The organism is Halomicroarcula saliterrae (assembly GCF_031624395.1).
GTDB classification, from domain to species: Archaea; Halobacteriota; Halobacteria; order Halobacteriales; family Haloarculaceae; genus Haloarcula; species Haloarcula saliterrae.
Genome location: NZ_JAMQON010000004.1, coordinates 422,243 through 443,011 on the forward strand (window position 1 = coordinate 422,243; position 20,769 = coordinate 443,011).

23 protein-coding genes, 1 other RNA gene and 1 pseudogene are annotated in these 20,769 nt (G+C 63.1%); 9 read left to right on the forward strand and 16 right to left on the reverse strand.

Annotated features, from left to right (window positions below; genetic code table 11):
* Window positions 1-1,046 precede the first annotated feature (1,046 nt).
* On the forward strand, window positions 1,047-1,565 hold the full coding sequence (locus NDI56_RS15980) for a hypothetical protein (protein WP_310920651.1): 519 nt from the start codon (window positions 1,047-1,049) through the stop codon (window positions 1,563-1,565).
* Window positions 1,566-1,616: 51 nt separating this feature from the next.
* Here the strand turns inward: NDI56_RS15980 and NDI56_RS21770 are convergent, their stop codons facing one another.
* The gene (locus NDI56_RS21770; protein ID WP_417936025.1) at window positions 1,617-2,657 is read right to left on the reverse strand and encodes a tyrosine-type recombinase/integrase; all 1,041 of its coding nucleotides are present in this window, start codon (window positions 2,655-2,657) and stop codon (window positions 1,617-1,619) included.
* Window positions 2,658-2,773: 116 nt separating this feature from the next.
* Between NDI56_RS21770 and NDI56_RS15985 the strand changes: the two are divergent.
* The 3 genes and pseudogenes from NDI56_RS15985 to NDI56_RS15995 all read left to right on the forward strand — a co-directional run.
* Window positions 2,774-2,896: pseudogene (locus NDI56_RS15985) on the forward strand (NAD(P)-dependent oxidoreductase); the annotation flags it as partial.
* A gap of 75 nt (window positions 2,897-2,971) precedes the next feature.
* The gene (locus tag NDI56_RS15990; RefSeq protein WP_310920652.1) at window positions 2,972-3,253 is read left to right on the forward strand and encodes a toxin-antitoxin system TumE family protein; all 282 of its coding nucleotides are present in this window, start codon (window positions 2,972-2,974) and stop codon (window positions 3,251-3,253) included.
* The gene (locus tag NDI56_RS15995; RefSeq protein WP_310920654.1) at window positions 3,250-3,675 is read left to right on the forward strand and encodes an HVO_A0114 family putative DNA-binding protein; all 426 of its coding nucleotides are present in this window, start codon (window positions 3,250-3,252) and stop codon (window positions 3,673-3,675) included. Before NDI56_RS15990 ends, NDI56_RS15995 begins: the two co-directional genes overlap by 4 nt.
* Here NDI56_RS15995 and NDI56_RS16000 read toward each other — a convergent pair whose 3' ends face one another.
* Entirely contained in the window at window positions 3,676-4,167 is a 492-nt protein-coding gene (locus NDI56_RS16000; protein ID WP_310920655.1) for a metallophosphoesterase, read from the reverse strand.
* Window positions 4,168-4,367: 200 nt separating this feature from the next.
* On the opposite strand from NDI56_RS16000, the gene NDI56_RS16005 reads away from it, so the two are divergent.
* Window positions 4,368-4,619, forward strand: a complete 252-nt coding sequence (locus NDI56_RS16005; RefSeq protein ID WP_310920656.1) for a DUF7533 family protein — start codon at window positions 4,368-4,370, stop codon at window positions 4,617-4,619.
* A gap of 3 nt (window positions 4,620-4,622) precedes the next feature.
* On the opposite strand, the gene NDI56_RS16010 is transcribed toward NDI56_RS16005, so the two are convergent.
* The 4 genes from NDI56_RS16010 to NDI56_RS16020 all read right to left on the reverse strand — a co-directional run bounded on the left by NDI56_RS16010 (window position 4,623) and on the right by NDI56_RS16020 (window position 7,527).
* Window positions 4,623-6,464 (reverse strand): UvrD-helicase domain-containing protein, encoded by a 1,842-nt coding sequence (locus tag NDI56_RS16010; protein WP_310920657.1) that lies wholly within the window; start codon window positions 6,462-6,464, stop codon window positions 4,623-4,625.
* A gap of 142 nt (window positions 6,465-6,606) precedes the next feature.
* The gene (locus NDI56_RS21875) at window positions 6,607-6,765 is read right to left on the reverse strand and encodes a DUF7563 family protein (protein ID WP_470303417.1); all 159 of its coding nucleotides are present in this window, start codon (window positions 6,763-6,765) and stop codon (window positions 6,607-6,609) included.
* Window positions 6,766-6,854: 89 nt separating this feature from the next.
* Window positions 6,855-7,154, reverse strand: a complete 300-nt coding sequence (locus tag NDI56_RS16015) for a DUF7521 family protein (RefSeq protein WP_310920658.1) — start codon at window positions 7,152-7,154, stop codon at window positions 6,855-6,857.
* A 22-nt stretch (window positions 7,155-7,176) separates the two neighbouring features.
* Window positions 7,177-7,527: an ArsR/SmtB family transcription factor gene (locus tag NDI56_RS16020; protein WP_310920659.1), complete on the reverse strand. Its 351-nt coding sequence runs from the start codon at window positions 7,525-7,527 to the stop codon at window positions 7,177-7,179.
* 174 nt (window positions 7,528-7,701) lie between these two features.
* Here NDI56_RS16020 and NDI56_RS16025 point away from each other — a divergent pair, with 174 nt between their 5' ends.
* Entirely contained in the window at window positions 7,702-8,157 is a 456-nt protein-coding gene (locus NDI56_RS16025; RefSeq protein ID WP_310920660.1) for a PadR family transcriptional regulator, read from the forward strand.
* A gap of 181 nt (window positions 8,158-8,338) precedes the next feature.
* Here NDI56_RS16025 and NDI56_RS16030 read toward each other — a convergent pair whose 3' ends face one another.
* The 3 genes from NDI56_RS16030 to NDI56_RS16040 all read right to left on the reverse strand — a co-directional run bounded on the left by NDI56_RS16030 (window position 8,339) and on the right by NDI56_RS16040 (window position 10,285).
* Window positions 8,339-8,518, reverse strand: coding sequence for an HVO_0416 family zinc finger protein (locus tag NDI56_RS16030; RefSeq protein WP_310920661.1), 180 nt, complete (start codon window positions 8,516-8,518; stop codon window positions 8,339-8,341).
* A gap of 89 nt (window positions 8,519-8,607) precedes the next feature.
* Window positions 8,608-9,795 (reverse strand): cation:proton antiporter, encoded by a 1,188-nt coding sequence (locus NDI56_RS16035; RefSeq protein ID WP_310920662.1) that lies wholly within the window; start codon window positions 9,793-9,795, stop codon window positions 8,608-8,610.
* A gap of 1 nt (window position 9,796) precedes the next feature.
* Window positions 9,797-10,285, reverse strand: coding sequence for a cation:proton antiporter regulatory subunit (locus tag NDI56_RS16040; RefSeq protein WP_310920663.1), 489 nt, complete (start codon window positions 10,283-10,285; stop codon window positions 9,797-9,799).
* A gap of 170 nt (window positions 10,286-10,455) precedes the next feature.
* Here NDI56_RS16040 and NDI56_RS16045 point away from each other — a divergent pair, with 170 nt between their 5' ends.
* The gene (locus NDI56_RS16045) at window positions 10,456-11,895 is read left to right on the forward strand and encodes an aldehyde dehydrogenase family protein (protein ID WP_310920664.1); all 1,440 of its coding nucleotides are present in this window, start codon (window positions 10,456-10,458) and stop codon (window positions 11,893-11,895) included.
* A gap of 13 nt (window positions 11,896-11,908) precedes the next feature.
* On the opposite strand, the gene uvrB is transcribed toward NDI56_RS16045, so the two are convergent.
* The 5 genes from uvrB to rnpB form a co-directional block, all read right to left on the reverse strand.
* On the reverse strand, window positions 11,909-13,966 hold the full coding sequence (gene uvrB / locus NDI56_RS16050) for an excinuclease ABC subunit UvrB (protein ID WP_310920665.1): 2,058 nt from the start codon (window positions 13,964-13,966) through the stop codon (window positions 11,909-11,911).
* Between the two features lie 165 nt (window positions 13,967-14,131).
* A complete protein-coding gene (locus NDI56_RS16055) occupies window positions 14,132-14,440 on the reverse strand; it encodes a hypothetical protein (RefSeq protein WP_310920666.1) in 309 nt (102 codons plus the stop codon).
* Window positions 14,441-14,793: 353 nt separating this feature from the next.
* On the reverse strand, window positions 14,794-15,693 hold the full coding sequence (locus NDI56_RS16060) for a helix-turn-helix transcriptional regulator (protein WP_470303418.1): 900 nt from the start codon (window positions 15,691-15,693) through the stop codon (window positions 14,794-14,796).
* A 43-nt stretch (window positions 15,694-15,736) separates the two neighbouring features.
* Window positions 15,737-16,345: a rubrerythrin family protein gene (locus NDI56_RS16065; protein ID WP_310920668.1), complete on the reverse strand. Its 609-nt coding sequence runs from the start codon at window positions 16,343-16,345 to the stop codon at window positions 15,737-15,739.
* A gap of 103 nt (window positions 16,346-16,448) precedes the next feature.
* Window positions 16,449-16,834: RNase P RNA component (gene rnpB / locus NDI56_RS16070), an RNA gene on the reverse strand.
* 184 nt (window positions 16,835-17,018) lie between these two features.
* Here rnpB and NDI56_RS16075 point away from each other — a divergent pair.
* Window positions 17,019-17,690 (forward strand): helix-turn-helix domain-containing protein, encoded by a 672-nt coding sequence (locus tag NDI56_RS16075; protein ID WP_310920669.1) that lies wholly within the window; start codon window positions 17,019-17,021, stop codon window positions 17,688-17,690.
* A 21-nt stretch (window positions 17,691-17,711) separates the two neighbouring features.
* Here the strand turns inward: NDI56_RS16075 and NDI56_RS16080 are convergent, their stop codons facing one another.
* Window positions 17,712-18,527: a hypothetical protein gene (locus tag NDI56_RS16080; protein WP_310920670.1), complete on the reverse strand. Its 816-nt coding sequence runs from the start codon at window positions 18,525-18,527 to the stop codon at window positions 17,712-17,714.
* Between the two features lie 101 nt (window positions 18,528-18,628).
* On the opposite strand from NDI56_RS16080, the gene NDI56_RS16085 reads away from it, so the two are divergent.
* Window positions 18,629-18,871 carry a hypothetical protein gene (locus NDI56_RS16085; protein WP_310920671.1) on the forward strand — a complete coding sequence of 81 codons (243 nt, stop codon included), beginning with the start codon at window positions 18,629-18,631 and terminating at the stop codon, window positions 18,869-18,871.
* Between the two features lie 37 nt (window positions 18,872-18,908).
* On the opposite strand, the gene NDI56_RS16090 is transcribed toward NDI56_RS16085, so the two are convergent.
* Window positions 18,909-20,672: a nitrite/sulfite reductase gene (locus tag NDI56_RS16090; RefSeq protein ID WP_310920672.1), complete on the reverse strand. Its 1,764-nt coding sequence runs from the start codon at window positions 20,670-20,672 to the stop codon at window positions 18,909-18,911.
* Window positions 20,673-20,769 lie beyond the last annotated feature (97 nt).

A 20,769-nucleotide genomic window follows, 5' to 3' on the forward strand; every position in this document is an offset into this window, starting at 1 on the left:
ACGCTCTTGAAAACAGTCACAAGCACCTTAGAATATAAATGAGCTAATTACTTCTGCTGGAGATCTTCATTTAGTCTGCGGTACCCTTCCCAAGAAGTGTGGATATAACCAAGGTCACAGGCTGCTTCAATAGCGGTCTTATCAGTCGTCATCCTTGATTGTTACTTGTTATTCTGAATTAATATTTTGTTTCTGACATTTGTGAGTCGACCATAGACAGTGTAATAATACCAGTATCTTAGGTTCTTGTCTCATGTGGCCTTGCACGGCTTACTGTAGTTGCACCTGTGATTCTAGTCTATACCCTGTCTACTGTAGTTACACCAGTCTCCCTTGATCTGAAGACCTGAGATACTACATACTCACTAATCTTCGTAGTAAATACTGAATACGCCAGTGTCAATGTAGAATTGCTGTTCAGTAGTAATTGGACAATGAATCTCCCTACGGTCGATTCAGTGTAAGGAGCGTTGCTTACAGCAACGATGCGTTACTCTCCTTAACAGTCGAGTAACCCCTTCAAAAAGGGTACTACGTACCCCAAAAAGTTTCATCGGCACACCCCATCCCCCCATCAACAGCAATCAGTAGAAACGTTCGGTGGTTGAAGCAGCTCAGTCGAGATAGTAACGATAGATTTGCTTCTTATACAAATAATAGTATGAAGGGGGTTCAAATCTATCCAAATTTAGTATATGATGTATCCCTCTCGGTTACTATCTAATGCTCCTGACACAGCCCTCACGCCGTTGTGAGTGGCTATAGGGATGGCTCACTGCTGGGTCCGAGATCTATAAACAGGCAGATGTGACCTACCTTCTTGCTTTCTGAGACAGATACACTGGGGAGTCTGCAAGACACTGTATCAAATACCCAATAGTAATTTGATGTGTATATGAATTTTGATATAACTGGAGGCTAGTTTACTGAGTCAGACATAACAATGTATTCAAGATAGCTCGTTCGCCACTTCTGACTGCGTAGGGTAGACGTTATTCATACTTTCACAAACGTTGAAGTGTAGGAGACTGACAAGCACATGGTATATGATACTTGGACTGTTACTGATCGGGCTGTTTTTCCAGGGAGTACTGGCTATCGCAGTGTATCGAGACGCCTACAGTCGTGGTGTTGATGAGGGTGTCTGGACTGTTATAGCGGTTTTATTCGGTATCGTTGGAGTCCTATTGTATCTGTTAGCACGTCCTGACCAGACTATCCCAGAGGACGAACGAGAGCAAGCAGCGTCGACGCAGGGACTGAAAACAATTGGTGTCTATAGTGTGGCTGTCATCGTGGGTGTAATCATTGCAATGGTAATTGGGATTGGAGTTGCTGATACCTTCTATTCTAATTCTATTCCCGAAGGATGTGACCGTCTTGAATTTGTTGACGCTAATGAACCAGTAGGACCGTGTGAGATAACTAAAGAGGAATACGAGTCGGATAGAGAAATGAGAAATATGGTTGCATGGATGAGTCTACTCGGTGGTGCTGGTCTTGGACCACTGGGTCTGTACTCTATTCGGAATCGAGAGCGATTGGGGGAGCGTTTGCCTGTTTGAGTGGCCTGACCCCATACCTGACGTGTCGAAAACGGGGTTCGACAACGACGTTTAGAGGTTGTCGATAAACTGGCGACGTTGTTCAGCTTTCTCGTCCTCAGTCCGTCTATCATAGTGCTGGTCCAACACGTCCTGAGAGACGTTCATCCTGTCCGAGACAACTTTCTCGGGGACATCCTGACGTAGATGGTGGGTGATTGCCCCACGACGGACAGGGTGGCCCGATACCGTCGACGGGCACTTACAGGCATCGTTAGTCCGTTGTGCAGCTTCACAGGTGTCGGGGTCCTTGTTGTGTGGACATCCCCGTCCCGTCGCACAGGGCCTTGTAGCAGCGTATATATTTCGTCTGATAGAGTTTTTTGCAGGACGGCCCCGCTTGGTCGTGAACAATGGATTACGGCCATTGTCGTCAGTCACAGGGTGTCTATGTTCGCTGATATAGTCACTGAGGACATCGCTTACCTCGGTAGACAGTGCGATGTATCGCTCCGCTCGGTCCCCGTTCTTGAGTGGTGTGTCAGTCTCTGGTCGGTGTCGAATACGTAGCCGCTCACGTTCGCCGTCGAAGTCGGAGACATCAAGCCCCTGTACGGTGCCTGTTCGGATTCCAGTGTGCCATAGTAGGGACATCAAGGCATGGGTTCGACTGGCATAGTGATACTGCCGTAAGTAGGAGAGAATCTCCGTCGCGTCATCACTCTCCAAGGTTTCAGTTCGGGCTGTTCGGTCCCTGTCGGGTAACACAATTCGCTCCGATACAGTGGGTTCGACGGCATCAATCGACTCACAGAACTGAATGAACTGACGCACCGTCGAGAGGTAGATACTCAGGGTCGACTGTTGGAACCCCTCTCGGATTTCCAGACGGTATTCATGGACTGTCCGAGCTGTCACGTCATTCATGTTCATAATCTCGTTGTCGTCACAGAAGGTGACGAACGAGCCGACGTGTTTCTCGTGCATTTCGAGCGAACGGTCGGCCAAGTCGTCCTGACGGGATTCAAGATACAGTGACTTGGCGCTACTCGGTTCCAGTGGTTCTAATCGGTGCTGTCCGTCGTTATCGGGAACTTCTGTCGTTCGGGTCATTGATTGGACCGAATCGACTGACTGGACAGGCCACCTACCGACTGTGAGACCGTCTACGGTGTCGTAAGTTTTCGCGCAGCGAAACGTCGACTGAGCCAGACTACCCGTCTGGCGAAATCTCCGACAACGACCGCAAGTACTACTCCATCGACCGCGCCAAAGAGGTCCTGAACTACCGCCCGCAGGACAACTCCGCACACTTCGACGGCGAAAACCGGGTCGTCGAACCGGACGTCTGAGCTATTTTTCTCCCGACAGGATATAGACCCACCCCCATAGTGTTATGACTATGGGATTCGTACCATAGTGTAGCGATGAGCTACACGGTGGTCGAGGACGTCGAAGACCGTGTGGGCGAGACGGTCATCCGTCGGAAGATACTGCAGACGGACGACCCGCAGTTTCCGAGCGGCTATCGCTACGCGCTCCACTACGGCTACACCGACGGCCGGGGAACTATCCTGCGCTACGACAACGAGAACGAGACGCCCGGACGCCACGAGCGACACACGGCCGACGGTATCCAGGCGATCGAGTTCCCCGGAATGTCGGCACTTCGGCAGAAATTCGTCGATGAGGTGGAATCCCGACAATGACAGACAACTCACTCAAAATCACGTTCAGGCAACGCGAGACCCACCGCGACGCGGCACAGCGACGACTGCAGCGAGCCGAGGCCGGCGAGGCCGGCGCGGCTATCGAGCAGGACGCCCGGTTCATCCTGAACTTCGAGGCGTACAGCGACGTCGAGCAGTTGATGCGCGAGCGGAATCTGAAGCTCATCGAAGCGGTTGTCGAACACCGGCCCGAGAGCATCCAAGACGCCGCTGCGGTCGTCGACCGTGACTACCGCGACGTCCATCGGAACCTGAAAGAGCTCGAATCACTTGGCGTCATCGAGTTCGAAGCCGACGGGCAGCGCAAGAAGCCACAACTCCGGGCGGGTGCCCAGAGCGTCGACTTCTCGTTTCAGTTCCCGATTCGTACGCCAACAGATGCCGGCGCGTCGGCCGACTGATCACCCCAGTTCGTGAAACGCTAGCTCCTCGCTCCCCGTCTCCAGCGTCGCGACCGAGAACGCGCCCGGCGCCGGGGGAATCGAAATCCCGCCGGGGTTCACCCGCACCGTCCCCTCGTACTCCTCGGTCCCGGCCTCGTGGGTGTGACCGTGGAAGACGTAGTCGTAGGTGCCACACTCGACCAGTGCGTCGACGACGGCGCCGCTGGTGCCGTGATAGACGGCGACCTCCTGCCCGCCGAGCGTGAGCTCGCCCATCTCGCCCATGTAGGTGCCAAAGTCCTCGACGGTCGACTCGACGGCCCACTCGCCGTCGTTGTTCCCCCGAACGGCGTAAAACTCCCAGTCGCCGTCGAAGGGGGTCACCGAGAACGGCGCGACGAAATCGCCGCAGTGGACGACTGCCTCGGCCCCGGCGTCCTCGAACGTCTCCACCGCCGCGTCGACCTGTTCGCCGTTGTCGTGCGTGTCCGAGACGATACCGACTAGCATGGGTCGTGATTCTTCGGCTGGGAATAAGAACGTATGGCCCACTGGCAGTCACTGGCGTGTGAGCTTCCGCCGTTGTGCCCAGAGTGTTCAGTCGACTGCGAGAGAGGCTGTCTGGCTGTCTGCGGTCGTGCTGGGCGGAGAACCGTCGACGACGGGCGAGACCCGCGTTCCTTATCACCCGCACCGACCAGTCGCTAGCCATGGCACGCGGAATTCTGGAGACGATCGGCCTCGCAGCCACGCTGGTTCTGGCGATCCCGATCGGGCTCTTCGGCGCGGAACATCTGGTTCGCGGGGAACTGGTCGCGGGGCTGGCCTACGTCGGCATCGCGGTCGGGCTGGTCGCCGTCGAGCAGTATCTCACGACGCCGACGGACCTGCCGGGGATGGTCGCGGAGAAGACGGTGGGGAAAGTGGTCAAGACCGAGGAGTCCGACACCGAAGAGCGGTAGCGGTCAGTCGGCGGCGATGGTGTTGCCGGCCTCGTCGAGCAGTTCGTCGATGGAGCGCTCGCTCGGGGCGTTCTCCAGCAACACGTCGATGGGCAGTGTCGGTGCGCCGTCGACGAGGTTCTCCATCAGGACGAGCCGTTCGCGGGCCCGGGACATCCCGACGTAGAAGACGCGGCGCTCGTTGTCGGTCAGCGTGGGGACGGGGCTGGTGTGTTTGGTGAACTCGTCGACCTCGGGGACCTCGATGCCCTTCTGGTCGACCGTGGCGGCCATCTGTTCGACCACTTTCTCGGTGAGGTCCGTCGCGACGAAGACGTGGTCGGCCTCGCGACCCTTCGCGGAGTGGATGGTACCCAGACGGACGCGGTCGGGGTCCATGCCCCGGTAGTCGCCGGTGAAGTAGGCGCCGACGGTGCGCTCCTGGAAGTTGGTCACCTTCCGGAGCATGTCGCTGGCGGAGGCCGGGTCGGGGACGAAGGGGACGTGCTCCGTAACGACGTCGGGCTCGATGTCGATTTCGGCGATGTCGTCGGCCTCGTGGTCCTCCTCGATGTCTTCCAGCGCGTCGAAGAGGTCGTCGCGCTCGCCGGTGCCGAAGGCGGAGTCGGCGAGCATGTCGGCCAGTCGGCGGGCTTCGAGCACGGAGAGGGGCTCGTCGTTCTCGACGGCCTCGACGGCGGCGACGTACTCGCTGAGCCGGTCGGTCCACATCCGCTGGTCGGTCAGACAGGAGAATGGAATGCCCTCGTCGATGAACTCGTCGATGAACTGGAACATCTGGTAGCGGGCCCGGAACAGGACCATCACGGTCTCGTCGGACTGCTCGACGGTGCCGATGACGTTTCGCGCCAGGTCGAACATCGAGGGGTTCTGGACCGCCTCGACGCGACCGCCCTCCTTGCGGGGGTTGAGGTCTTTCTCCTGGCGTTTCTCTATGTGGCGTACCTCGCGGTTGACGACGTTCAGGATGCGCGAGGGGAGCCGGTAGGAGTTGGGGAGTATCTCGTCCTGCGTGACCGTCTCTTCGAGCAGGAGGTCGGGGTCGGCGCCCTGCCAGGCGTAGACGACCTGGTCGTCGTCGCCGGCGATGAGAACCCGCTTCATGTGGGGTTTCCACTCGTCGTAGACGTCGTACTGCAGGGTCGTGATGTCCTGAAACTCGTCGATGATGAGGTAGTCCACGTTGGGCAACAGCGAGCGCTGGGCGACCCGTTCGAGCATGTCGGCGAAGCCGGTCAGGTCGTTGTCGCCCTTGTGGGTCCGCCAGCCCCGAATCGCGGCGGGCACGTCGACGCGGTCGTCGTCGGTCGGCCACGTCGGCGTGTACTTGTTGCCGGTCTGGGCGTTGTCGTCGATTTCGGGGGGGAGGCGGACCTCCTCCTCGTCCCACTTGAACGGGACGTCGTACCAGTCGGCCACGTCCCGGCGGGTCCGCTGGAGCCACTGGCTCGTCGCGATAATCTTGTTGCCGAGCGTCGTCGAGCGGGCCGAGCGTCGGCGCGACCCCTCGTACTCGTCCTCGAAGTCGATGCCGAACTGGTCGCAGAACTCCTCCTTGTCGTTCTCGCCGACCACGTCGCCACGGGAGAGGTTGAGCAGTTCGTACGCTTTCGCGTGCATCGTACAGACGTTCCCCTGGAGGGCACGCGGAGTCACGTCGAGTCGTTCGGCGAGTCGCTCACGGATCTCGGCCGCCGCAGCCCGGGTGTACGAGACCACGAGCACGTCCCGAAAGTCGACGTCGTCGTCTTCGAGCAACTCCTCGACGCGGTCGAGGAGGGCAGTCGTCTTCCCGCTCCCCGGCCCACCGAACAGGCGGACAACCTCGGTGGTGGAATCAGTCATTGCACATATACTAGAGGGCCGCCCCAATAAACAACGTGCTTTGGAAAAACGGCGTGGAAACCGTCGACTGTCGTTCATCGACGACCGACAGACGAGCGCCTGCGGTCGTTTCGACAGCCGAACGAGCGGTCGTGTGACGATGCTACGGTTGCCGTGGTGAACGTGCTTCTCGGACCTCCGCCCCGTCGCGGATCATATCCTCGCAGGCGGGACAGACCCGAGGGTCATCAGTGTCGGACGGTGTGAACACACGGACGTAGTCCTTCGTTACGAAGGACCCACAGTTCTGGCACTCTGGCATACCCTCTCTCCGATACTGTCGTGCGTGGCTGACAGCATCTACTGAGACGTTGCTGTCAACGAATATATAGCTATGGAATGTCACATCGCCTACCGGTACAGCGAGACGTACAGCATCGAAAAGCCGATGATGAAGGGGAAGGTCTCGGCCATCTGGAAGAAAACGCCGGCGAGGGCGCCTGTCTGGCCGGTCGACAGCTGCGTGATGACGCTGGTGATGGCGACGCCCATGCTGATAAAGGCGAAGCCGACGAAGGCGTACTGGAGCCGCTCGGAGGGGCGTTTCCGGTAGGCCTGAAAGCTGATGAGCGTGATACCGAGCGTCAGGCCGAACACGACCATCCGCATCAACACGAGCGCGCCGCGTGCGATGACGACCCCGTCCTCCATAGTCAGTTCCGTCCGTCCATGGTCATTCGGGGTTTAGCTCGTCCCACAGCTGGCTGAACCGGTCCGGGAGGTTCTCCTCGCGATAGATTCGGACCTTGTACTCCTCGTCTTCGAGCGAGATGACTGTCGACTCGAAGTTGGACTCGTACACCTTGTAATGGTTCCCGTCCTCGGCGACAAGAGTGTGGTCTGTGACCAGATCGTACTCGTCGAGGAGTTCGATACGTCGATACACGGTCGGCAAAGAGAGGTCACACTCCTCTGCGAGCTCCTTTGCGGACTGGGCTTCGCGACTGATTGCGGCCAGTACGCGCCGAGCGTGCTGGTCACCGATTGTATCGAGGATCTCCTCGATGCTCTTGTCCTCTGCCACTACACATTCCTACTCCCCATTTCATATAAACGTTTACGAGCCGGGTGGTTGTTTCACGCTCCGAAAACACTGAGGGGTTTATATGCCGATGCCGGCAGAAGGACCAGTTGCGGATTCCGTCCAGGTGAAACGATGTCCGGAGACAACCTCCGTCGCGTTACGACGGGCAAGACGATGGGCGACCGACCCGACGAGCGACTGACCCCCCTCGTCGGGACGAGCGACCCAAGCGCCCATGGTATAGCCAGTCACGACGCCATCCCGGAGTCGCTGTTGGCTTCGGTCATCGACGATATCGCCGATGGCGACATCGCCGTCGACGACGGTCTTGTGACCCAAAGTCTGGACGAAATCCTGCTCGCGATGATCGCGTTGTCGGACGATGAGACACACGGGACAGGGCTCATGGAGGCACTGTCGCGTCTGTTCGACGCGCAGTTGAGTCCGGGCACGGTGTATCCGCGTCTGCACGACCTCGAAGCGGATGACACGCTCACCGTTCACGAACTTGTGCAGACCAAACAGTACTCGATCGACGACGCCGAAACGGCGGCGTCACGGATCGAGGAAGCGGCATACAGGCACTTCGTCATCGGGATGTTCCTGCACGCGTCACTCGACGCGGTGTGACATTCCACGTCTCTCTCTCTTTCGAGCTACGCCCGGCCGACTCCTGACCCCGGTCGGCCGGGCGCGAGCTCTACGGTGACAGCGCCGGACCGACCGGGCAGCCGAGGGTGAACCAGGGGGGTAGCTGGCACTCTTTCGGACAGCCGAGAGCGGAAAAACCGGGACCGCGACGGACGTCGAGTCAGTTTACCGGTGTCCAGCCACACACCGAGCACTCGCTCGCGGCGGACTCGTGGAGCCCGCCACAGTCGGGACACTGCTTCTTGTTGTAGTTTTCTTCCCATCCAACGTCGTCGACCTCGTGACCGCGCTGCGAAAGGAACTCGTCGAACATCTCGTCGGATCTCGGTGCGCTCGCCATACGTGCTATGGTATAGCACACCAGCATATAGAGTTATCGGTGCCGGGAAGCGTTGCCACACCACACGGTCACGGACGGCTACCGCCGAGCTACCCGCTCGACGGCGCCAGCGCGTCGGTAATGGTGTCGGCCTGCTGGATGAGCACCGACCCCAGCACGCTCATCACCAGCACGTAGCCGACGGTGAACGCGGGCAGAACGGTCGCGAGGCGGCCGGTGCCGATACCGGCCGCGAGCGTCGCGATGACCAGCGAGAACTCCCCGCGGGGCACCAGTCCCAGCCCCACGCGCAGCGAGCGCCGGCGGTCCAGGTCGTAGAACCGGCCCGAGAGCGTGCCGCTGACGAACTTGCCGACAGTGGTCACGACGACCGCGACAGCGAGCAGCGCGGCGACACCCGAAAGCAGCGTCACGTCGGTCGACAGCCCGATGCTGAAGAAGAACACGGCCGCGAAGATGTCGCGTGCAGGCGCGACGATGTGTTCGATGCGTTCGACGTGGGATGTCTGGCTGATGCCGGTGCCGAGGAAGAAGGCGGCGACGGCCTCGCTGACGCCCAGCGCCAGTGCGGCCCCGGCGACCAGCGTCGTCACACCGACGACACGCAGGAGGAACAGCTCGTCCGACCCCGCCCGGAAGAAGCGGTCGAGCCAGTCCGTGCCGTACCACGCGACGGCGGTGATAGCGCCCAGAAAGACGAAGGCCGTGCCGACGGAGACGGCGGCGGACTCGAGGTCACCGCCGCTGGCGACGGCCGCGAGTATCGCGAGATACACCGCGATGAGGATGTCCTCGAAGACGAGCGTCCCGAGGATGGGGCCGCTCTCGGCGTTGGCGATCCACCCCTCCTCGATGAGGGACTTGGTGATGACGGCGCTCGAAGAGATGTAGACGACCCCGGCCAGAAACAGCGTCTCCAGAACCGTCCAGCCGAAGGCGAGTCCGATTGCGGCGCCGAGACCGAAGTTGATGGCGAAGTCGACGCCGCCGGCGGCGCTGATGCGGCCGCGGTCCCGGAGGAGCTGGTCGACGCTGAACTCCAGTCCGAGGAAGAAAAGTAGGAAGACGATGCCGAGTTCGGCGAGCACCTGGATGAACTCGCCGTCGGCCACGAGCGTCAGGGACATCCCCAGAATCGACTGGGGCGGGTTCGGCCCGATGAGGATGCCGACGACGATGTACGCGGGGATGACCGAGAGCCCCACGCGGTTGGCGAGCGCGCCGGCGAGCGCGACGGCGGTCAGCGCGATACCGACTTCCAGCAGGAGCTCGGCCATCTCAGGCGTCGCTCGACTCCACGAGCGCTTCCAGCGATTCGAGCTCCTCGCGGGTCCCCATGGTGACGAGGATGTCGCCGGCTGCGACCGTCTCCTCGGGCCCCGGGTTGGGGAGGGTCTCCGAGTCACGCTGGATCGCGATGACGGAGGCCCCGGTCTGCTGGCGTATCGCCGCCTCGGCGAGCGTCTGGTCGACGAGCGCTGCGCCCTCGCCCACGTCAAGCCACTCGATGATGGCCTCGCCCAGCGGCACCTCCACCTCGTCTGTCTCGACCGGCTGGAAGTACGCCCCCTGGAGGATCGCCCCGACCTTGCGGGCCAGCTGTCCGGAGAGGGAGAACAACCGCTCGGCGTCGGCGTCGGGGTCCGCCTTGTGGAACACCTCCCGCTTCCCGTCGTGATGCAACAGGATGACGAGCCGTTCCTCGCTGTCGATCTCCACCTCGAACTTCTTGCCGACGCCGGGCACGTCGGTCTCGTAGACAGTCATACTGGCACAACGACAGCGCACAGAATAAACCCGGTGCCCGCGTCGGCCGACGTTCCTTCGTGCGAGGCAACAGTAATACGTGCGGCGGCGGAAGCTGTCATTCGGTTGTCGACACCGCGGCGCGAGTTCCAGCGAAACGAGGGCTCCGGCACCGACAGTCCACACTACCCATGGTATACGAACAGACCGACCACGGCCGGCCGCCGACGCAGCTGTACATCGGCGGCGCGTGGCACGACAGCGAGGACGGAATCGAGGTACGGGACCTGACGGACGGGACCACCTTCGCGACGGTCGCGGCGGCCCGGCACGGCCAGGCCAAAAGCGCCGTCGAGTCGGCCGTCGGGGCCCAGCGGCAGATGCGCGAGAGCACGATACCGGAACGGGCCGAGTGGCTCTCGGCCATCGCCGAGGGCATCGCCGACCGGACGGCGGCGCTGTCCGAGACCATCGTCCGGGAGGCCGGCAAGCCGATACCGAGCGCGCGGAGCGAGGTCGATTCGGCGGCCGAGCGGTTCCGGCGGGCGGTCGAGGAGGCCCGCAACGTCGAGGGGAGCTACCGAGAGGGGACGACGGCGGGCCACGAGGGGTGGAAGGCGCTGGTCAGACCGGAGCCCGTCGGGACGGTGCTGTGTATCAGCCCCTACAACTACCCGCTGGCGACGGCGGCGCTGCAGGTCGCACCGGCCCTCGCCGCCGGCAACAGCGTCGTGCTCAAGCCCGCCTCGAACACGCCCGTCAGCGCGGCCATGCTCGCCGAGGTCGTCGACGAGGTCGGCCTCCCGGACGGCGCCGTCAACCTCGTCACCGGCCGCGGCAGCGAGGTGGGTGACGCGCTGGCCGGCGACGAGCGCATCGACGCCATCGCGATGACGGGGTCGTCGGGCGCGGGCAAACACATCGCCCGCGAGAGTGAAATGGTCGAGCTCCACATGGAACTCGGCGGCAACGCGCCGCTGGTCGTCTTTCCCGATGCGGACCTCGACGAAGCGGCCGCGGCCGCCGCGAAGGGGAGCCTGAAGTACGCCGGCCAGCGCTGCTCGGCCGTCAGCCGCGTGCTGGCCCACGACTCCGTCCACGACGAGCTCGCCGACCGCATCGACGCGGCGATGGGCGAGTGGAACCGGGGCGACCTCTTCGAGGAGTCGACGGACATCGGACCGCTCATCGACGCCGACCACGCCGACTGGGTCGAGCAACTCGTCGACGACGCCAGCGAGCGCGGGGCCGAGGTCGTCCGCGGTGGCGACCGCGACGGCACCTGGTTCGAGCCGACCGTGCTCGCCGACGTGCCCCGCGAGGCCGACATCGTCACCGACGAGCAGTTCGGCCCGGTCTGTCCGGTGATTCCAGTCGAGGACGAGACAGAAGCCATCGAAGTGGCAAACAGCGGCGACCTCGCGCTGGACGCGTCGGTGTTTACCAGCGACTACGACCGGGCGATGACGATGGCCGACCGCATCGACGCCGGCGCCGTCCGCATCAACGGCGCGCCGAGCCACGGCCTCGCGGATATCCCCTACGGCGGCAACGAGGACTCCGGTATCGGCCGGGAGGGGCTCGGTGTCACCATCGAGTCGTTCCTGACGACCAAGACGATAGTCCTCTGACCGGCCGCCAAACTCAGAAGTCGGGTCCGGGCGCGGGCACGCCGCCCTCGTCCTCGCCGCCGAGGTCGAACTCCTCGCGCAGTTCGCGGATGCGGTCCCGGATGTCGGCGGCCAGCTCGAACTCCAGGTTGCTCGCGGCCTCCTCCATACGTGTCTCCAACTCCTGAATCTGGCGGGCGGCCTCCTCGTCGTCGGCCGGTCCCTCGCCGGCGACGCCGCCGGTGTCGGTCTTGCTCCCGGGCAGGTTCGTCTCGCCGACCGCCTTCTCGATGGTCGTCGGCTCGAAGCCGTGGTCCTCGTTGTACTGCTGCTGGATGCGCCGTCGCCGCTGTGTCTCCTCGATGGCCGCGTTCATCGCGGAACTCCGCTCGTCGGCGTAGAGGACGACCTCGCCGTTGACGTTGCGGGCCGCCCGCCCCATCGTCTGGACGAGCGTCGTCTCCGACCGGAGGAACCCCTCCTGGTCGGCGTCCAGTATCGCGACCAGTGAGACCTCCGGGATGTCCAGCCCCTCGCGCAGGAGGTTGATACCGACGAGCACGTCGATGTCGCCCAGTCGGAGCGAGCGGATGAGCTCGTGGCGTTCGAGCGTGTCGGTCTCGTCGTGCATGTAGGCCACGTCGACGCCCGCTTCCTCCAGATACTCGGTGAGGTCCTCCGCCATCCGCTTTGTCAGGGTGGTCACCAGCACCCGCTCGTCCCGGTCGGTCCGGTCGTCGATACGGGTCAGGAGGTCCTCGACCTGTCCGGTCGCCGACGCCACCTCGACGGCGGGGTCGACCAGGTGGGTCGGCCGGACGATCTGTTCGACTATCTGCTCGCTCTCCTCGCGCTCGTAGTCGGCCGGCGTCGCCGAGACGTACAGCGTCCGGTCGGTCTTTGCCTCGAACTCCTCGAAGGTGAGCGGGCGGTTGTCGAACGCGGTCGGCAGGCGAAAGCCGTTCTCGACGAGGCTCTCCTTCCGGCTCTTGTCGCCCGCGAACTGGCCCCGAATCTGGGGCAGCGTCTGGTGGGACTCGTCGACGACAGTGAGGAAGTCCTCGGGGAAGTAATCGAGCAGGGTGTACGGCGCCTCGCCGCTGTCGCGGTCCGAGAGGTGGACCGAGTAGTTCTCGATACCGGAGCAGTAGCCCGTCTCCTGCATCATCTCGATGTCGAAGGTCGTCCGCTCCTCGATGCGCTGGGCGGCGACGGCGTCGCCCTGGCGGTCGAAGTACCGGATTCGCTGTTCGAGCAGCTCCTCTATCTCCTCGATGGCTCGCTCCAGTCGCTGCTCGGGGATGGAGTAGTGCTCGGCGGGGTGAATCAGCGCGGCGGGCTCCTCGCTCTTTACTTCCCCCTCCAGCGGGTCGACCTTCAGCATCCGGTCTATCTCGTCGCCCCAGAACTCCACGCGGATGGCGTAGCGGCCGTACATCGGGTAGATTTCGAGCGTGTCACCGCGCACCCGGAAGGTGCCCTGCGTGAAGTCCACGTCGTTGCGCTCGTAGTTCAGGTCCACGAGCTGTTTCAGCAACTCGTCGCGCTCTATCTCCTGGCCCACCTCGATTGACAGCGACATGTCGATGTAGTTGCGCGGGTCGCCGAGCCCGTAGATGGCCGAGACGCTCGCGACCACGATGACGTCGTCCCGGGTCAGCAGGGAGCGGGTCGCGGAGTGGCGCAGCCGGTCGATTTCGTCGTTGATGGAGGCGTCCTTGTCGATGAAGGTGTCCGTCTGCTCGACGTAGGCCTCGGGCTGGTAGTAGTCGTAGTAAGAGACGAAGTACTCGACGGCGTTGTCCGGGAACAGATTGCGGAACTCCTCGTAGAGCTGTGCGGCCAGCGTCTTGTTGTGGGCGATGACCAGCGTCGGTTGCTGAATCTCCTCGACGACCCACGAGACGGTGTTGGTCTTGCCCGACCCCGTCACGCCGAGCAGGGTCTGTGTGTCCATCCCCTGCTGGTATCCCGACGCGAGCTGTTCGATGGCCTCGGGCTGGTCGCCCGCCGGGTCGAACGGTGCGTCGACGCGAAAGTCGGTGTCGGCGTCCGGACGGTCGATGGAGAGGGGGCCGCCTGCGTCACTCATTGGTGAGTGCTAGGGCTGAAGGGACTTTAGCCGCTCGGGGTGGATAACTGACCGACGGCCTCGACTTCGTCTCGACACCGTCTGAACGTTGTACAAGTGAGCGCCCCGGCCGAGTCGCTCGGCGAAGGCGTAACTCGTCGGTGGTGTCCGACTATCCGGCCCTGATCAGTTCTGCTCGGCGCCTTCGCTGACAGCCCAGCGGACCCACTCGCCGGTCTCGCTGAGAACCCAGCGGACCCAGTCGCCGGCTCGCTCGCCGAGGTACGCCGTGCTCGAATCGGCCGTGTCTTGTGCGATCTGGAGCGCGTTCCCGCTAACGAGATCTGCCGCCGCGGCCGCCTGGTCCGGTTGTGCAGCAGCGCCGCCCACAGCGAGCGTGAGGAGAGTCGCGCCGGCAGCCGTTGTTTTGAGTGCAGTTCGACTTCGCTTCTTGAGTTGCGAGAGTGCGTTCATCGGTAGATAACGGATATTCATCAGCTTCGTGATGTCCATCCGTACCGGATAGGTGTGCCGGCGGGAGTATCATAGTCCGCACCCGCCAATCACTGGCAGTTCATGATTGACGAGCGGGCCGTCACTGTCGCGAGCCCGGTCGATCGTCGAGGCTGTCGCCGCTGACGACACCTTCGTCATCTGTCACTTCCCGTGGGCGGACACAGTCGTGCCGTGCCCAGTGTCCACCCAGACCAGAGCCGTCGTCACGGTGGTGGCGTGTGCCTCGTCAGTTCCCGGACCGACACCACGGTCGACAACCGTGGCGAGCGGTATCGAACTGCTCCGGAACAGTCGGTGGCGGGCCGATGCGGCGAGCAACCCGGCTGTCCGAGTCAGTACGACATCCGGTCCGGATATGGAGGATGAGGCTCGTCCCCGCCCCAGTATCGATGGAACGTCTGTGTAGCCCATCGACGGACGGCCGCGTCGTCGGTGTGTATGAGTGCCCTCGCGACCATCTCGTCGTCGAAACAGCAGACACTGACGCGTTCCTCGCTGACGGCGAGGCCGAACGGGAGCGGCGTCTCGGTCTGCCGGATTGTGATAGCGGGTTCCGGGTCGCTGTCGGACTGTTCGGCGAGCAGAAAGTCGGTCGGCCCTTCGGTGAGGAGCCGTACTGACAGCGGGGTCGCCTCGGGGGAACTGAATATGGCGGCAGAGACGGGTGCCGGGACGATAGGCATGAGCGCGCGTATCTGTGCCGTGTCACAGAGCAGGTCAGCGAGGGTCGAGAGGGGATTGTACGGGTCGCTTAGTGACCGGGCGACGAGGTTGACGTCCCGAAAGAGTACTATCGAGTCGGGGAGAGCATCGGTCGGAACGTGGGTCAAGAACGGGTCGAGACGCTCTAACACCGCAGTCTCTTGCTCGCAAGTCCGATACAGTTCGAAGACCAGTTGCCCCCGTGTCGTCGGTTGATACCGGCGCCCGGGGTCCTCTTCGAGCAGACCGCGTTCCGTGAGCTGTTTGAGGTTGTCGCGGACGGTCGTTCGGGGCCCGTCGACATCCTCGACAATGTCGTGCAGCCGCTTGGGTCCGTCTGAAAGCGACGATAGCACCGCGACACGAATGGGTGACCGGGATATAAACGCGATCGATTCCATAGTTTCATTACATTTTTTGCGAACAAAAAGACTAGCGAGTGAAAGAAAAGGATTAGGTTCAAACGCGAGGGGACGGAGAAGGCGCCGGAAACCTGCGCGATATGTCGACGGAGTCGAGTCGAACCTCAGTCGCTGCTGTGGCCGTGGTGACGACTGTACCGTCTCGACTGGTTCAGCAGACGTTCTTCGGGTTCACGCCGAGTTCTTCGAGCGTCTCGACGTAGTCGTCGTAGGCCGCCGCGACCACGTCGATAGCGGCCGCCTCCGCGGCGTCCCACTCCCCGTCACCCTCGCAGACCTCCGCAAGCAGACCGGCGGCGTCGGCCCGCAGTTCCTCGACCTCGCCGCCGGCACTGCGGTAGGTGCTCGCGGTCTGTGGGTCGGCCTGTCCGGTGAAGAAGCCGGTGAGCTGTTCTTTGACCTTCTTGTCGACGAGCGTCCAGCCGACGAGGCCGCCCAGTCGCTCGACTGTCGTCGTCAGATCCGCCAGCACGTCGTGCATCGAGAAGTCGCGGTCGGCGGGGTCGGTGTCGCCCCGGCGGGCGGCGGCGTCGGCGGCGGCGTCGGCGAACAGCTCGGCGGCCGCGTCGTCGCTCTCGTCGTCGGCCCACGCCTCGAAGGTCCCGGCGGCGGCGGCCTCGCGGGCCGCGGCGGCGGCGTGGACGGCGTCGGGCTCCATCTCCCCGCGCGTGTCCGCGTACAGGGTCTTCGAGGAACCGAGCCGGGAGAGCTCGGTCTGCTGGTCGTCTCGGACGGCGTCGATGAGGTCGTCGGCGGGCATATCTCCGACTGGTGCCGGAGCCGGCTTGTAACCATCGACCTACCCAGACCGGTCACCCGGCGCTCGCTGCCTATCGGTCGGACTCGACGTGATGGTAAATCGTGGCTGCGGGGAGTAAGCCCCCTTCTGTTCGGGCCGGCATTCGGCTGAGCGGTCGCGTCCGAGCGCTTGCGCGCGGTGTCGGACTACCTGTCGACGCGCCCTTGCACCGGTGAGGATTCGCCGTTCCATCGGTCCGTCGTGGGGAGCGTGACACGCCGGATGGCGAGCCACGGTACGGGTCCTCGGTGGGTTAGCTCTCCCTCGCTTCAGCGGACGGCACCACGGCGCTTCGCTCGGGATTCGCGCACCTCATCGGTCCCACGACGACGTGTCGTTGCTGTTCCATAGCCGACGGTCTCCCGCCCCGGGCTTGTGCCCGGTCACCTGTCCGACGGGTGGGGGGACTTTCCTCATGGCTCTCGCCACGGGGGCCGGCCTCCCGCTGCCAGTCGAAGCTAAACTACTGGCGTTGATTAACTTTGCTTCTCCCGGTTCGAGTACGGCGCGGGCGCGCAACCGAGCCGGCGGGCGTTCGACCGCATCGAGCGGTTGGCCTAACAACTTCCGGGGACTGCGTGCTATCGTGGGTGGGAAACGCTTTCACACTACAGTCGAATGTGTCCTGTCGACAGTGACCGGAGACAGCTCGACAGCGGAGATGGTCAGCGCACGGTTCCGGAAAGAGCTCGTCGCCGACAGCTGGATCGGCGAGATATCGTCGGCGTTCCCACAGCAGCGGTTCGAACTCCTCACTGCCACGCCGGTCGCCGACGGGGTGCTGGGGCTGGGGGCGACGGTCGGTACCGAGCCCACCGCCGCCGGCGACGCGATTCGGACCCATCCGGATATCACCGGCTACGAGGAACTGCACGCGGACGCCGAGCGGCTGCTCGCCCGGTTCAAGTGGACCGAACGGAAGTTCTTCAACTATCTGCGAGCGGTGTCGGTCCCGCCCGAGTTCCCAGTGGTCGTCGAGAACGGCGTGATGGAGTTCGACGTGACGGTGGACCGCGACCAGTTCGAGCGCATCGGCGCGGTGTTGGAGGGGCGAGAGCAGGCGTACGAGGTCGTCTCGGTCGTCAGCGCCCGGGAGTCGGCGTCGGTCCTGACCGACCGCCAGCGGGAGTGTCTCTCCGTGGCGCTCCGGGAGGGGTACTTCAGCGTGCCCAGAGAGTGTACGCTCGCGGACGTGGCGGCGATAATCGGCGTCGACAAGTCCACCGCGAGCAAGACGATTCGGCGTGGCTCCGAGCGGATTCTCGAATGGTTCCTCGTCGGTCAGAACGCGCCCGAGCCGCCGTAAATCACCGGTTCTGGGACACCGTCATCCGAGCACCGGGTAGAGAGCGAGCGCCAGCGCGCCGGCCAACAGTCCCGTGTACGCGAGTCCGACGAGCCAGACGAGCCGCCGGGGACGGTCGATTCGCCCCTGCTGTCCGCCGATGGCCGATAGGTAGCCGACCAGCGGGAGCACCTGCAACGAGTGCAGGCCGACGAAGTGTGCGACCCGGAAGTCACCGACCAGCGTCCAGCCGACCACCGGGAGCGTGTAGCCGCCGCCGACGGTGTGGGTGGTCAGCGCCGACATCACGCCGCCCTCGAACGAACCCACCACGAACAGCAGGCCGCCGAGCGTGATGCCCAGCGAGAACGCCGGATGCACGTCGAACCCCGTCCACGTCCCCGCGACGAACAGCGCCGCGACCAGCAGGGTCATGCTGGCGATGACCACCCCCATCAGGAGGTAGACGAGTCTGTCGAAGCCGGCCGGATGGTTGAAGTGGGCGTCCACGCCACGGGCGGCCTGCCCGGCGATCGCAGCGAGTTCGAAGACGACGGCGAACGCAACTGCCCACGAAGCGCCGCGAAAGAGTCGGTCCGAGAGGGAGAAATGCGGCGTGAGCCACGCCAGCGTCCCGGTGAACAGCGCCATCGCCATCGCGTACCGCATGGGTTTGAACCAGACGGCCTCGCCGCCTGCGACAGTTCTGGGGTCCAGTACGACGCCGACGAGCGCGACGACGAACAGCAGACTGCTCGCTGTGGCAGTCCAGAACAGGACGGCGTTTCTGGACTTCAGTTCCGCCACCGTCAGTTCCGGGTCGAACGCTCCGCGGCCGCTCCCGTATGTCTCCTGCATGGGCTGGTAGTTCGGGTATCGGGGGTTGAAGCTTCGTTCAACATGTTGCACAGCGGCCGACGGCTGTAAATTTTACATGCCGGAGGACACATGACGGCACCATGCCGGAGCGAATAGAGTCGTTCTACTACACCTACTGCTACGGCGAGTACGAGTCGCTGACGCGGTGGCTCTGGATATACAGCCACGTCTCGATTCTGCTGGTGACGGCGCTGTCGGGCTACGCCGTCGCGAAAGAGCGATACCTGCTGGCGCTCGTCCTCGCCCCCGTTCCACTGGTGTATCTGTACAAGCGCTACGAGAAGGCAAAGACGTACAAGGTGCAGTCTGACACCCCGATGTAGCGGTCACTGACCGGCCAAAACAGGGAGACCGAACGCCTCAGTCGTCGGAGTTGAGCGGCTGGCCGTTGCCGTCGGTCGGGGCCGGCGAGGCGCTCATGTCGTCGTCCTCGGCGTAGGGGTACCACGTCATCTTCGTGTTGTGCATGTAGGGGTCGTCGTAGTCGGTCTCCTCGGGTTCCACGAGGTCGGCCAGCGTCTCCTCGTCACGCGCTTCGACGAAGTCACGGAAGGTCTCGCCGTCCTCGCGGAGCTCTTTGAAGTTGTTCACGAGGTTTCGGATGGCGCCGGGCACCTCGTCGGCGGGGACGCGCATCTCCACCCAGTCGGCAAAGCGCGGGTCCTCGCCGAGGCCGCCGCCGAGGCCGATGTCGAGCGCCTCGACCGGTTCGCCGTCCTTGCGGGTCTTCATCCCGCGCAGGGAGACGTCGGCGATCTGGGGCTGGGCGCAGGAGGCCGTACAGCCCGAGAGGTGGATGTGGAAGTCCTCGTGGTCCGCCGGGAGTTCGACGTTCTCCTTGAGCCAGCGGGCGTAGCGGACCTGGCGGTTCTTCGTCTCGACGATAGAGAGCGAGCAGTACTCCGTGCCGGTGCAGGCGATGGAGCCACGCATGAACGGCGAGGGGGTCGGCGAGTAGTCGTCGAGGAGGGGCTCGCTCTTGAGCTCCTCGAGGTTCTCCTCGGGGACGTCCATGATGATGACGTTCTGGCGCTGGGTGAGCCGCACTTCGCCGGAGCCGTACTCGTCGGCGAGCTCGGCGAGTTCGAGCGTGTCTTCGGCGCCCATCCGGCCGACCAGCACGTTGAGGCCGACGTAGTAGTTGCCGTCGGGCTGTTCGTTGATACCGACGTGGTCGTTGTGGCCGGTCTGGCCGCCGGAGTTGTAGGTGTACTGGTCGCGCATGTCCTCGCCGGCGGTCTCGAGCTCGAAGTCGACGAACTCGTCCTGGAGGACCTGACGCATCTTCTCGGGCCCCCACTCGTCCATGAGGAACTTGATGCGGGCGTTGAAGCGGTCCTCGCGGTCGCCGTACTCGTTGAACAGCGCGGACATACCGTGGGCGACGTCGGCGGCCTGGTCGGCCGGGACCCAGACGTCGATGTCGCGGGCGAGTCGGGCTTCCTTCCGGGAGAGGCCGCCGCCGACGCGGACGTTGAAGCCGACTTCGCCGTGCTTCTCGGCGGGCTCGAAGGCCAGATCGTTGATGTCGCCCTGTCCACAGCCCTCGTCACAGCCGGTGACGGCCACCTTCCACTTGCGGGGGAGGTTCGCGTAGTCGTCGTTGCCCTTGAACGTCTCGTGGAGCTCCTCGGCGACGGGCCAAGCGTCGATATGCTCGTGCGTGTCCTTGCCGGCGACCGGGCAGCCGACGATGTTGCGCCAGGAGTCACCGCAGGCCTGCTGGGTCGAGAGGCCGACGGATTCCAGTTTCTCGAAGATGTCCGGGATATCCTCCAGTTTTATCCAGTGAAGCTGGATGGACTGGCGCGTCGTCCAGTCACAGACGGCCGGACCGAACTCGGGGTTGTCGGCGGGACCGCGGGCGTAGTCCCGGGCGACCTCGCCGATGACCTCGAGCTGGCCGGGCTTGATGACGCCGTTCGGTGTCCCGATACGCATCATGAAATACGACTCCTGACCCGACCGCTGGTGGTACAGTCCCCACCACTTGAAGCGCTCGAACCACGCGTCGTGTTCGTCTTCCGGGATAGACTCCCATCCCTCTTCCGCGAACTCCAGTAGATGCTCGCGGATCTCGTTACCGTAGACCTCGTCTTTCCATCCTTCGACCTTGCTCGGCATAGCTAGTTCTGTTTGTATCCCTGGCGAGCCAGTCTTATAGGACACGCCTTCTCGTCAACCGTCTCCCCCACTACCCGAAACAGGAGATTGTTGCCAG